This is a genomic window from Cupriavidus sp. FW305-46, from assembly GCF_058787075.1.
In genome coordinates, this window is record NZ_JBYSZI010000023.1 from 78,290 (window position 1) to 90,736 (window position 12,447).

12 protein-coding genes are annotated in these 12,447 nt (G+C 68.1%); 8 read left to right on the plus strand and 4 right to left on the minus strand.

All coding sequences use genetic code 11. From position 1 onward, the window contains the following. Positions 1 to 2: 2 nt before the first annotated feature. Entirely contained in the window at positions 3 to 494 is a 492-nt protein-coding gene (gene fliL / locus AC3WON_RS13645; RefSeq protein WP_011616679.1) for a flagellar basal body-associated protein FliL, read from the minus strand. Positions 495 to 960: 466 nt separating this feature from the next. Here fliL and acnB point away from each other — a divergent pair, with 466 nt between their 5' ends. Continuing rightward, positions 961 to 3,552, plus strand: coding sequence for a bifunctional aconitate hydratase 2/2-methylisocitrate dehydratase (acnB, locus tag AC3WON_RS13650; protein WP_492320695.1), 2,592 nt, complete (start codon positions 961 to 963; stop codon positions 3,550 to 3,552). A 158-nt stretch (positions 3,553 to 3,710) separates the two neighbouring features. Here the strand turns inward: acnB and AC3WON_RS13655 are convergent, their stop codons facing one another. Continuing rightward, complete coding sequence (locus tag AC3WON_RS13655; protein WP_492320696.1) at positions 3,711 to 4,370, minus strand: response regulator; 660 nt, start codon at positions 4,368 to 4,370, stop codon at positions 3,711 to 3,713. Between the two features lie 224 nt (positions 4,371 to 4,594). Here AC3WON_RS13655 and AC3WON_RS13660 point away from each other — a divergent pair, with 224 nt between their 5' ends. From AC3WON_RS13660 to AC3WON_RS13685, 6 genes are all read left to right on the plus strand, one after another. After that, complete coding sequence (locus AC3WON_RS13660) at positions 4,595 to 6,400, plus strand: hybrid sensor histidine kinase/response regulator (protein WP_492352027.1); 1,806 nt, start codon at positions 4,595 to 4,597, stop codon at positions 6,398 to 6,400. Positions 6,401 to 6,501: 101 nt separating this feature from the next. Further along, complete coding sequence (locus tag AC3WON_RS13665) at positions 6,502 to 7,206, plus strand: glutathione S-transferase N-terminal domain-containing protein (RefSeq protein ID WP_492352028.1); 705 nt, start codon at positions 6,502 to 6,504, stop codon at positions 7,204 to 7,206. Positions 7,207 to 7,348: 142 nt separating this feature from the next. Further along, positions 7,349 to 8,680 carry a PQQ-dependent sugar dehydrogenase gene (locus AC3WON_RS13670; protein WP_492352029.1) on the plus strand — a complete coding sequence of 444 codons (1,332 nt, stop codon included), beginning with the start codon at positions 7,349 to 7,351 and terminating at the stop codon, positions 8,678 to 8,680. 77 nt (positions 8,681 to 8,757) lie between these two features. Next, positions 8,758 to 9,597, plus strand: a complete 840-nt coding sequence (locus AC3WON_RS13675; protein ID WP_439669720.1) for an EamA family transporter — start codon at positions 8,758 to 8,760, stop codon at positions 9,595 to 9,597. A gap of 141 nt (positions 9,598 to 9,738) precedes the next feature. Beyond that, positions 9,739 to 10,563, plus strand: a complete 825-nt coding sequence (locus AC3WON_RS13680) for a class I SAM-dependent methyltransferase (protein WP_492320700.1) — start codon at positions 9,739 to 9,741, stop codon at positions 10,561 to 10,563. Positions 10,564 to 10,795: 232 nt separating this feature from the next. Then, entirely contained in the window at positions 10,796 to 11,158 is a 363-nt protein-coding gene (locus tag AC3WON_RS13685) for a hypothetical protein (protein WP_492352030.1), read from the plus strand. Positions 11,159 to 11,284: 126 nt separating this feature from the next. Here the strand turns inward: AC3WON_RS13685 and AC3WON_RS13690 are convergent, their stop codons facing one another. Both AC3WON_RS13690 and vapB read right to left on the minus strand, forming a co-directional pair. After that, positions 11,285 to 11,695 carry a type II toxin-antitoxin system VapC family toxin gene (locus AC3WON_RS13690; protein WP_492352031.1) on the minus strand — a complete coding sequence of 137 codons (411 nt, stop codon included), beginning with the start codon at positions 11,693 to 11,695 and terminating at the stop codon, positions 11,285 to 11,287. Then, positions 11,695 to 11,931, minus strand: coding sequence for a type II toxin-antitoxin system VapB family antitoxin (gene vapB, locus AC3WON_RS13695; protein ID WP_492320704.1), 237 nt, complete (start codon positions 11,929 to 11,931; stop codon positions 11,695 to 11,697). The genes AC3WON_RS13690 and vapB overlap by 1 nt, the downstream gene beginning before the upstream one ends. 136 nt (positions 11,932 to 12,067) lie before the next feature. On the opposite strand from vapB, the gene AC3WON_RS13700 reads away from it, so the two are divergent. Continuing rightward, a partial coding sequence (locus AC3WON_RS13700) for a LysR family transcriptional regulator (RefSeq protein WP_492352032.1) occupies positions 12,068 to 12,447 on the plus strand: 380 nt, incomplete at its 3' end.

Genomic DNA, 12,447 nt, shown 5'->3' on the forward strand with positions numbered 1-12,447 from the left:
GCTTACTGCACCACGAAAGAGGTGAAGAGCACGTCCAGCACCCGCTGCGCCGGCAGGCCGCTGGCAAACGGCTTGCTGATGGTGTCGCGGATGTCGTCGGCCAGCTTGCGCTTGCCTTCGACGGTGGCCAGGTCGGCCGGCTGCCTGGCCGACAGCAGCAGCAGGATGCGGCTGCGTGCCTCGGGCAGGTACTGGGCCAGGCGAGCCTGGGTCTCGGCATCGGCCACCTTCAGCGACAGGCCGGTGTGCAGGAAGCGGTCGCCGTCGTCGCTGCGCAGGTTGACGGTGAACGCGTCCAGCGGCACGAAGATCGGCGGCGGCACGACCGGGGCGGCGGGCGCGGCGGGCGCCGCCGGCTGGCGGTTGCTCAGCACGCTGCCCAGCACGAAGCCTCCGGCGCCCAGTGCCACCACCAGCACGCCGGCGCCGATCAGCAGCAGCCGGCCGCGCTTGCCTGTGTTGCCAGTCCGGGGAGGGGAAGCCGTGTTCGCCATGAGAAGCCTGTATCGGAATGCCTGCCATTCTTCCGGAATCGCAGGCCAGCAAAGGGCCGAAAAAAAGGGGGAAACCCTTTCAGCTTGGCCATTTGAGCGGAAAGGGAGCAGGCACGGCAAGCTATCTGCGAAGCAGGGCGCTAAAGCGAGCGGGCGCTTCGTGATGCGCGCCTGCAGGCTGGTTAACGCTTGATGTCGTGTGAACTTGAGTGCCGGTGCAAGCTGCCGCGATTCCTGGCCGGGCCGCCGGGCAGGTCGCGGGAGCGCCGCCATGCATTCCCTACTACGCTAGTCGGGTAGTGATTCATGTGGGTTCGCACGTCCTCCAGTTTCCAGTGCCTTGATTTGCATGATGTTTTTGGTTTTCACTCTTATATAAGATATAAGACATTTGACCAGGGGGCGGCTTCAGACTACAATCGCGACGTAACGAGATTTTCTAAACCTAATTACTCAGCAGGTTCCCATGCTTGAAAACTATCGCGCACATGTGGCCGAGCGCGCCGCGCTTGGCATCCCCCCTCTGCCCCTGACCGCCAAGCAGACGGCCGAGCTGGTCGAACTGCTGAAGAACCCGCCCGCCGGTGAAGAGCAGACCCTGGTGGAGCTGATCACCTACCGCGTGCCGGCCGGTGTGGATGACGCCGCCAAGGTCAAGGCCTCGTACCTGGCCGCCGTGGCGCTGGGCAAGGAAAAGTGCGCGCTGATCTCGCGCGCCAAGGCGACCGAGCTGCTGGGCACCATGCTGGGCGGCTACAACATCTCGCCGCTGATCGAGCTGCTGGACGATGCCGAAGTCGGCACCGTCGCCGCCGAAGCGCTGAAGAAGACCCTGCTGATGTTCGACGCCTTCCACGACGTGAAGGAAAAGGCCGACCAGGGCAATGCCAACGCCAAGGCCGTGCTGCAAAGCTGGGCCGACGCCGAGTGGTTCACCAGCCGTCCGGAAGTGCCGCAAAGCCTGACCATCACCGTGTTCAAGGTGCCGGGCGAAACCAACACCGACGACCTGTCGCCGGCTCCGGACGCCACCACCCGCCCGGACATCCCGATGCACGCGCTGGCGATGCTGAAGAACAAGCGCGAAGGCGCTGCGTTCCAGCCGGAAGAAGACGGCAAGCGCGGCCCGGTCAAGTTCATTGAATCGCTGAAGGAAAAGGGCCACCTGGTCGCCTACGTGGGCGACGTGGTCGGTACCGGCTCCAGCCGCAAGTCCGCCACCAACTCGGTGCTGTGGTTCACCGGCGAAGACATCCCGTTCATCCCGAACAAGCGCTTCGGCGGCGTGTGCCTGGGCAACAAGATCGCCCCGATCTTCTACAACACCATGGAAGACGCCGGCGCGCTGCCGATCGAGCTGGACGTGTCGAAGATGGAAATGGGCGACGTGGTCGAACTGCGCCCGTATGAAGGCAAGGCCCTGAAGGACGGCGCAGTGATCGCCGAGTTCAAGGTCAAGTCCGACGTGCTGTTCGATGAAGTCCGCGCTGGCGGCCGTATTCCCCTGATCGTCGGCCGTGGCCTGACCGCCAAGGCGCGCGAAGCGCTGGGCCTGGCCCCGTCGACGCTGTTCCGCCTGCCGCAGAACCCGGCCGATACCGGCAAGGGCTTCACGCTGGCGCAGAAGATGGTCGGCCGCGCCTGCGGCCTGCCTGAAGGCAAGGGCATCCGCCCGGGCACCTACTGCGAACCGAAGATGACTTCGGTTGGCTCGCAGGACACCACCGGCCCGATGACCCGCGACGAGTTGAAGGACCTGGCCTGCCTGGGCTTCTCGGCCGACCTGGTGATGCAGTCGTTCTGCCACACCGCCGCCTACCCGAAGCCGGTCGACGTCAAGACCCACCACACGCTGCCCGAGTTCATCAGCACGCGCGGCGGCATCTCGCTGCGCCCGGGCGACGGCGTGATCCACTCGTGGCTGAACCGCATGCTGCTGCCCGACACCGTCGGCACCGGCGGCGATTCGCACACCCGCTTCCCGATCGGCATCAGCTTCCCCGCAGGTTCGGGCCTGGTGGCCTTTGCCGCCGCCACCGGCGTGATGCCGCTGGACATGCCGGAATCGGTGCTGGTCCGCTTCAAGGGCAAGATGCAGCCCGGCGTGACGCTGCGCGACCTGGTCAACGCGATTCCGCTGTACGCGATCAAGCAAGGCCTGCTGACCGTGGCCAAGCAAGGCAAGAAGAACATCTTCTCGGGCCGCGTCCTGGAAATCGAAGGCCTGCCCGACCTGAAGGTCGAGCAAGCATTCGAGCTGTCGGATGCATCGGCTGAGCGCTCGGCCGCCGGTTGCACGGTGCGCCTGAACAAGGACCCGATCATCGAATACATCAACAGCAACATCACGCTGCTGAAGTGGATGATCGCCCAGGGCTACCAGGACCCGCGCAGCCTGCAGCGCCGCATCAAGGCCATGGAAGCGTGGCTGGCCGATCCCAGGCTGCTGGAGCCGGACGCCGACGCCGAGTACGCCGCCGTGATCGAGATCGACCTGGCCGACGTGCATGAGCCGATCGTGGCCTGCCCGAACGACCCGGACGACGTCAAGACGCTGTCCGAGGTGGCCGGCGCCAAGATCGACGAAGTGTTCATCGGTTCGTGCATGACCAACATCGGCCACTTCCGCGCAGCTTCCAAGCTGCTGGAAGGCAAGCGCGACATCCCGGTCAAGCTGTGGGTGGCTCCGCCGACCAAGATGGACCAGAAGCAGCTGACCGAGGAAGGCCACTACGGCGTGTTCGGCACCGCCGGTGCCCGCACCGAAATGCCGGGCTGCTCGCTGTGCATGGGCAACCAGGCACAGGTGCGCGAAGGCGCCACGGTGATGTCGACCAGCACGCGTAACTTCCCGAACCGCCTGGGCAAGAACACCAACGTGTACCTGGGTTCCGCCGAACTGGCGGCGATCTGCTCGCGCCTGGGCCGCATTCCGACCAAGGAAGAGTACATGGCCGACATGGGCGTGCTCAACGCCAATGGCGACAAGATCTACAAGTACATGAACTTCGACCAGATCGAGGACTTCAAGGAAGTGGCCGACGGCGTGACGGTGTAAGCTGCCCAGTCAGGCTGACATGAAGAAGGGGCCCCGCTTGCGGGGCCCCTTTTGTATTTGGCTTTTGTCGGCTTGACGGGTGGCATACGCCACCACCACCACTGAATCACCGCTGGGGTGCTCCCTCTCCCCATGAGGGGAGAGGGAGAACACCTTGCTCAGGCTAGTTCGGGCGGCTTTGGAGCACCCAGCGGAATCCCCTGACGCGCGGCGTACGCCACCACCTCCGCGGTATTGTGCAGGTCGAGCTTGCGCATCAGGTTCTCGCGGTGCTTGCGCGCAGTCAGCGGGCTGATGTCGAGTTGCGCGGCAATGTCGCCGGCGGTGGCGCCGCGCGCGATCAGCATCAGGATCTGCAGTTCGCGCCGGGTGAGCGTGGCAATGCCGTCCGGTGCCGCGGTGGCCGGTGCAGTGGCGCGCGCGGCCACGAAGTTGCGGCCCTCGCGCAGGGCCATGAGCGCGGGCACCAGTTCGCTGATATCGCCGCTCTTGACCAGGTAGCCATTGGCGCCCGCATCGATCGCCGCGTGGGCCATGCCCGCGCCCGCGCTGCCGGTCAGCACCAGGATGCGCAGCGCGGGATGCCTGGTGCGCAGGCGTTCCACGAAGGCCAGGCCATCGACGCCGGGCATGCCCAGGTCCATCACCAGCAGGTCGGTCGGTACCCGTTCCAGGAGCCCCAGCAGTTGCGCGCCATCTGCTGCCTCGCCCGCCAGCACCAGGTTGCCGACGCCGGACAGCACCTGCTTGAGGCCCTCCAGCACGATGGCATGGTCATCGGCGAGGGCCACGCGGGTCGGGACGGGAAAGCGGCTCATCGCGGCAGGTGCATCGGTGGCGAATGGGAAAGGGAAGGTGGTATAAAACGGCAGCCCGTCAGTCCGGCAGCTGCAGGTGGCCTGCTGAATGCCCCAATGAACCGGCGGCCGGCTGGATTATAGCGTTGCACGCCCAACCTGCCCCACGGCCTATCTAGCATGCGCAAGCTCCCGTTGTCCTGTTGCCGTACCGTTTCCTGCCGCCCGCAGCGGGCGCTCGCATCATGACGGCCACAGGCACCGGATTGCCGCCGGCCTGGCAGCCCGGCGATGTGCCGGCGGCGATGGTGGACCTGCTCTACCGCCAGTCCAACGCGGTCCTGTTTGCCAACTTCGTCATTGCGCTGCCGGTGGTCTACGTGCTGCGTCCCAGCGTGCCGCTGCCCATGCTGGCCGGCTGGATGGCCGCGGTGTACCTGCTGACCACGCTGCGCATCGGCCTGTCGTGGCGCTACTTCCGGCGCGACGGCAGCACGCCGCCGCAGGCGTGGGCGCGCCGCTTCATGGTGCTGTCCTGGCTGTCCAGCCTGCTGTGGGGCGCCGTGGGCTCTGCCATCCTGCTGCCGCCCGAACCGCAGCTGGTGGCGTTCTGCTGCATCGTGCTGGCCGGCATGTCCAGTGGCGCGATCCCGTCGCTGTCGGCGCATCCGGCCACCTACCGCGGTTCAGTCGCGGCCATGCTGCTGCCGTTCACCATCTATTGCCTGGTGCAGCAGGGGCCGGTGTATGGCGTCTACGCGGGCTTTGCCGCGTGCCTGCTGTGCGTCAACATCTACTACAGCCAGGTCACCTATCGCGCGCTGCGCGATGGCGTGACACTGCGCTTCGAGAACGTCGCGCTGATCGGCGAGCTTGAGCGCGAGCGCGACCGCGCCACCGCCGCGGACCGGGCCAAGACGCGCTTCCTGGCGGCCGCCGGGCACGACCTGCGCCAGCCGGTGTATGCCATCGGCCTGCAGGCGGCATCGCTGCTGACACTGGGCGAGCGCGGCGACGTGGCTGGCGGCCAGGCGCATGCGATCGGCCACCGGCTGCAAGCCACGCTGGCGCGCATGGACAACCTGCTCGACGGCCTGCTCGACGCCTCGCGCCTGGATGCCGGCGTGATGCCGGTGCGCCGCCAGCCGCTGCAGCTGGCGCGGCTGCTGGCCGAGCTGCGCGACGAGTACGCCGAGCAGGCGTGCCAGCGCGGCAGCGTGCTGCGGGTGGTGCCGGCGCGCGCGTGGATCGACAGCGATCCGGACCTGCTCAAGCGCATCCTCGACAACCTGGTGGCCAATGCGCTGCGCCATGCGCCGCGTGCCAGCATCCTGGTGGGCGCGCGGCGCCGCGGCGATGCCATGGAGATCCAGGTGATCGACACCGGCCCGGGCATCGCCGCGGCCCAGCAGTCGCGCGTGTTCGACGAATACGCCCAGGTGCCGGGCCTTGCCACGGCAGGCGACGACCAAGCGGGCGCAAAGGGACTGGGCCTGGGCCTGGCGATCGTGCGGCGCCTGGCGGCACTGCTTGGCCACCAGGTGGGCCTGCGTTCCGCACCGGGGCGCGGCTGCGTGTTCTCGGTGCGCGTGCCGCTGGCTGCCGCCGCGGCACAGGTGCATCCAGCCACCCCCGCCATTCCCGCGGCCGCTGGCGAGCCGCTCTGCGTGATGCTGGTCGACGACGACGCGCAGGTGCTGGGCGCGCTCACCGAACTGCTGATGCTCTGGGGCCATGTGGTCTACGGCGGGCGCACCGTTGCCGCAGTGCGCGCTGCGTACCGCGCCGCCAGCCAGGACGGGCCCGCCCCGGTCCACCTGATCCTGGCCGACTACCGGCTGGCCGAAGGCCTGACCGGCATCGCCGCGGTCGGCATGCTGCGCGCCAGCCTGGGCCGCGCGGTGCCGGCGCTGATCGTCACCGGCGACACCGCGCCAGACCGGCTGCAGGCGCTGCATGACAGCGGCTTCCCGGTGTTGCACAAGCCGATCCTGGGCGAGGCCTTGCGCGCGGCCCTGCAGCGCGCGGTGCAGCCGGCCGAGGCCGCCTGAGGCCCTGCGCTGCATGCATGGCAGGAGCGGTTTATGATCGGGTTTTTCCGTTGTCCGGCGCCTTCTTGCGCAGTGCGCAAGCGCCTGAACCAGGAGCCAGTGTGCCCGATCTGTCCGCTTTCCCCATCACCCGCAAATGGCCGGCGCAGCATCCCGACCGCATCCAGCTGTATTCCCTGCCCACGCCCAACGGGGTCAAGGTGTCGATCATGCTGGAGGAGACCGGCCTGCCGTATGAACCGCACCTGGTGCGCTTCGACGCCAACGACCAGATGTCGCCGGAGTTCCTGTCGCTGAGCCCGAACAACAAGATTCCCGCCATCCTCGATCCCAACGGCCCGGGCGGCAAGCCGCTGGCGCTGTTCGAATCGGGCGCGATCCTGCTTTACCTGGCCGACAAGTCGGGCCAGCTGATCCCGGCCGACCCCGCGCGCCGCTATGAAACCATCCAGTGGGTGATGTTCCAGATGGGCGGCATCGGGCCGATGTTCGGGCAGGTGGGCTTTTTCCACAAGTTCGCGGGCAAGGAGTACGAGGACAAGCGCCCGCGCGACCGCTACGTGGCCGAAAGCCGGCGCCTGCTGAATGTGCTGAACCAGCGGCTGGAAGGGCGCGACTGGATCATGGGCGACGCCTACACCATTGCCGATATCGCTACCTTCCCGTGGGTGCGCAACCTGCTTGGCTTCTATGAGGCGGGCGAACTGGTCGGCATCCAGGACTTCCCGCATGTCAGGCGCGTGCTGGAGGCGTTCGTGAAGCGCCCGGCGGTGGTGAAGGGGCTCGATACGCCGCACCGCGGCTGAGGGCGGCCCGCGGCGCGCGCGCCGCGGGCGTGGGCATCGTCCTACACGGGGGCCTCCCCGGCGCCTACAGTGGGGCGGGCGGCGCGCATCCTATAGTCCAGGGACAGGCGCACCGCCCCGCGTTGCCTGAGGAGCCCGGACCATGCCGATGCCCATCACCTTTTCCCTGTTGCGTGTCGTTCTTCTGGCGGGCGCCACCGCTGCGCTCGCCGCCTGCGGTGAAACGGCCAAGCTGCCTTCCGAAGCGGGCTTTGGCCCCACGCCGCAGCTGCCGCCACCCAACCAGACCGCGATCCCCACCGTCAAGATCGCGCCGGCCATCGGCTGGGCCGCGGGCCAGCGCCCGGTGCCGGCCGCAGGCATGGCGGTGACGGCCTTCGCCGACAAGCTGGACCATCCGCGCTGGGTCTATGTGCTGCCCAACGGCGACGTGCTGGTGGCCGAGAGCAATGCCCCGCCCAAGCCCGACGACGGCAAGGGCTTCCGCGGCTGGATCATGAAGAAGGTGATGAAGCGCGCGGGTGCCGGCACCCCCAGCGCCAACCGCATCACGCTGCTGCGCGACACCAACGGCGACGGCGTGGCCGACCAGCGCTCGGTGTTCCTGAAGGACCTGAACTCGCCGTTCGGCATGGGCCTGGTCGGCAACGACTTCTACGTGGCCGCCACCGACGCGGTGCTGCGCTTCCCGTACCAGCCCGGACAGACCCAGATCACGGCCGCGCCCCAGAAGGTGGTGGACCTGCCCGGCGGGCCGCTCAACCATCACTGGACCAAGAGCCTGATCGCCAGCCGCGATGGCAGCAAGCTGTACGTGACGGTGGGCTCCAACAGCAACGTGGGCGAGCACGGCATGGACAAGGAGGTCGGCCGCGCCGCCATCTGGGAGGTCGACCCGAAGGCCGGCACGCACCGGATCTTTGCCAGCGGCCTGCGCAATCCCAACGGCATGGCGTGGGAACCGGTCACCGGCATGCTCTGGACCGCCGTCAACGAGCGCGATGAAATCGGCAGCGACCTGGTGCCGGACTACATCACCTCGGTGCGCGACGGCGGCTTCTATGGCTGGCCCTACAGCTACTACGGCCAGCATGTCGACGCACGCGTGAAGCCGCCGGCGCCGGACCTGGTGGCCAGGGCCATTGTGCCGGACTATGCCGTGGGGGCGCACACCGCGTCGCTCGGGCTGGCCGCCGCCGGCGGCAACAGCCTGCCGGCGCGCTTCAGCGAAGGCATGTTCGTGGGCCTGCACGGTTCGTGGAACCGCAGGCCGCTGGCGGGCTACAAGGTGATCTTCGTGCCGTTCAGCAAGGGCCGGCCCAACGGCGCGCCGTTCGACGTGCTGACCGGTTTTCTCGATGAGGACGGCAACGCGCGCGGGCGGCCGGTGGGCGTGGCGATCGACAAGCAAGGCGGTTTGCTGGTGGCCGACGATGTCGGCAATACCGTGTGGCGGGTCAGCGGCGCGAAGTAGGCGGACCAGGGCGCGGCAGCGGCGGCACCGCACCGCTAGAATGACGGCGTCCCCACACGCCGGGCCCGCTGCCGTCCATGTCTCTCACGGTCTTCGCTGTCGTCCTGCTCGCCGCGTTCCTGCATGCCGCCTGGAACGCGGTGGTCAAGGGCGGCGGCGACAAGATGCTGTCGACGGTGATGGTGGCGGTGAGCGCCGGACTGATGGGCGCCGTGGCGCTGCCGGCGTTGCCGCAGCCGGCGCCGGCGAGCTGGCCGTTCATCGCCGCGTCAGTGGGCGTGCACGTGGTGTATTTCGCGCTGGTGGCACGCATCTACCACACCGCGGACATGAGCCAGACCTACCCCCTGATGCGCGGCACCGCGCCGCTGCTGGTGGCGGTGGCCAGCGTGGGCTGGCTGGGCGAGCACCTGTCGGCGCTGGCGTGGAGCGGCATCGCCGTGATCAGCCTGGGCATCCTGGCCATGGCGGGTGGCGCCCGCGGTGCCCCTGGCAGCCGTGAGGGCATGTGGCTGGCGCTGCTGAACGCAGTGGTGATCGCCGCCTATACGCTGATCGACGGCACCGGCGTGCGCCGCTCCGGCGCGCCGGTAGCGTATGCGTTCTGGATCTTCGTGCTGACCGCGGTGCCGCTGGCGGCGTGGGCGCTGGTGGCGCGCCGGCCGGCGCTGGGCGGCTATGTGCGGCGCAACCTGGTGTTCGCGCTGGTGGGCGGCGGCGGCACGCTGGCGTCCTACGGGCTGTCGCTGTGGGCGATGACACGCGCGCCGGTGGCCCCGGTAGCCGCCCTGCGTGAGTCCTCGATCCTGTTCGGCGCGCTGATCTCCGGGCTGCTGCTCAAGGAGCGCGTGGGCGCCGCCCGCCTGGGCGCGGCCTGCCTGATCGCCGCCGGCGTGGCCACACTGCGCTTTGCCTGAGGGCACGTCTGGGTGCCGGTCTGAATGCCTGGCCGCTGCGCGCCGCCGGCGCTGTCTATACTTGGTTTTACCGGGGTCAGAGGCGGAGGGGCACTGTGTCCGCGCAAACCGGCAGCCTGGCATCGACGCCGAGGAGAGGGCATGGACCACACCGCAGATTCGTTTCGGGCCTTTGAGCTGGCTGGCTGGGAAGATCCCGAGGTCGTCAGCCAGTACCAGGAGCATCTGTCGCATGTGACCCGGCAATCGGTCGAGTCCCTGCTTGACGAGGCCCATGTGGCCAGCGGGCTGCGCGTGCTGGATGTGGCCACCGGCTCTGGCCATGTCGCGGCGGGGGCGGTGCGGCGCGGTGCCGAATCCGTCGGCATCGATTTCTCGCTGGCGCAGGTGCAGCTGGCGCGCAAGCTCCATCCGGATGTCCATTACGAGCAGGCCGATGCGCAGGCGCTGCCGTTCGGCGATGCCAGCTTCGATGCCGTGGTCAATGGCTTCGGCATGTGCCACCTGTCCGACCCCGATACCGCGCTGGCCGAGGCCTTCCGCGTGCTGCGCCCGGGCGGGCGCATTGCCTTCACCGTGTGGGACACGCCCGAGCGCGCGGTCGGTTTCGGCGCGGTCTATGCCGCGATCCGCGCCTACGGCTCGATGGAGGTCGATATCCCCGTGGGGCCGAACTTCTTCCTGTTCAGCGATCCGGGCCATTGCCGCACCGCGTTGCAGCAGGCCGGCTTTGTCTCGCCCACCTGCCGCAACGTGCCGCAGGTATGGCGCTTCTCCACGCCTGACCAGCTGTTCGATGCGCTGGCCCAGGGCACCGTGCGCGCCGCCGCCACGCTGCGCGCGCAGACCCCCAAGGCCCGCGACGAGATCCGCGCCGTGCTGCGCGGCACCGTCGCCGCCTATATGCGCGGCAGCGGCTTCGAGGTGCCGATGCCGGCAGTGCTGGCGGCGGCGGTCAAGCCCTGAGGGCGGGGCTTACGCACCTGTGGCGGCGCGGACGCCGCCGAGGGTGTTGGAGATCGACCGACATCCCTGCCGCCAGCGTCGGCCTGGCCCCACCATCCCATTCCCGGAAAGTGCCGTAATCCACGCCGCAACCAGCCTTGTGGCGGTGGCACGGTCATTGCGCAACGGACAGCGAGCGCGGCGCCGCGGCTCGTTGTGCCACCAGCCAGCAATGGCTTCCCGGAGAACCCCGATGTACACCCGACCCCAATGCCAGACAGGGCAGGCCGCGCCGCGCCCATCCGCAATCCTGCACCGCTCGCGCCAGGCCATGGCGCTGCTGCGTGTGCTGGGCTTATGCATCAACAGTGTCGCCTGCGCCCAGTCCGAAGCGCCGCAGGCTGCAGCGCCTGCCGTGCAGGCCGTGACGCCGGAACAGAAGTTTGCGCCCGGATACCTGGAGGCCGTTGCCACCGGTTATGACAATGGGTTGGCCTTGCGGGAGCCGGAAGGCCTCGCGCCGCTGAGGCCGCCGCGCGAGGCGCGCAGCGCGCCGGCGGCAGGCGCCGTGCCGGTTGCCATGCCAGCGGCGGTGCGGCCGCAGCCGGCGCGCTGACCTGGCGGGGCCCCGGGAGCAGGGTGGCGAAACAAGTGGCGCAGTGCGGGCCTTTAGCGCCTGACCTGTTCCTGTTCGTCCCGCCCTGCCGACATGAAGTCGTTCGGGAAGGCTGGGTACTTGAGTTCAGCCTTGGGGTGACGCGGTCCAGTCTTCGATGCGCAGGCCCGGATACGTCGCAAAGTCGCGCACGTTGCGCGTGACCACTGTCAGATCCTCCGCAATGGCATGGGCGGCAATCAGCTTGTCCATGACATCTGCCTTGCGTTCGCGCGTGGCGGCACGAATCGGGCCGTAGGCGCGCGCGGCTTCGGCGTTCAGCGGCAGCACTGGGACCCGCGCGACCAGCCCTTGCAACGCGCGCCGCGCAGCCTCCGGATTGCCAGAGACGGTTACACCGTATTCGAGTTCGGCCAGGGTAATCGCAGACAGCACCACATCGCCCTCGAAGCATTGAGCAAAGCGTTCGGCTACCTGGGGCGGCTGGTGCTTCATCAGGTAGATGCACATGTTGGTGTCGAACATATACCTGGCCATCAGAATCCCTCCCGCTCAGCCTGCTCCTGGTCGCCGCGGCCTTGTGCCATGAAGTCGGCCGGGAACGCGGCGAAGGCGTCGAGCAGGCCCGTCAGGCGCTGTCGCACGGGGCGGATCCGCAACTCATCGCCGATCCGCTCGATTTCCAGCTGCATATCGGTGTCGGGGTAGGCCAGTTCCGCGGGAATGCGCACCGCTTGGGAGTTTCCGTTACGGAAGATCCGGGTGAAATGCATTGTGGTTTCCATGTACATCCTTGTATGTACGAGCATAGCACCATCTAATCAGAAGTACATCTGCGTGTGTACGTCCATAATTCTCAATCTCGTCTGTCATTACCTACAATTCGTCACACTGGTAATTCCCCGCCCCATGGACATCGATCTCGCCCGCACCTTCCTGCAAGTCGTCCGCACCGGCAGCCTGCTGGCCGCGGCCGACAAGCTGCATGTCACCCAGACCGCCGTGACCGCGCGCATCAAGAGCCTGGAATCGCAGCTCAACTGCCGCCTGTTCGAGCGCAACAAGGCGGGCGCACGGCTGACGCCCGATGGTCAGCGCTTTCTCGGCTACGCCAGCCAGCTGGTGCAGACCTGGGAGGCGGCCTGCCGCGAGCTGCCGTTGCCGGCCGGGCTGGCCAGCCTGTTTCGTTTCGGCACGGAAATCAGCTTGGGCAGTCCGCTGGTGCTGCTGTGGACCACGCGCCTGCGCCAGCTGATGCCGGCGCAGGCGGTGCGGGCGGAGGTGGGGGA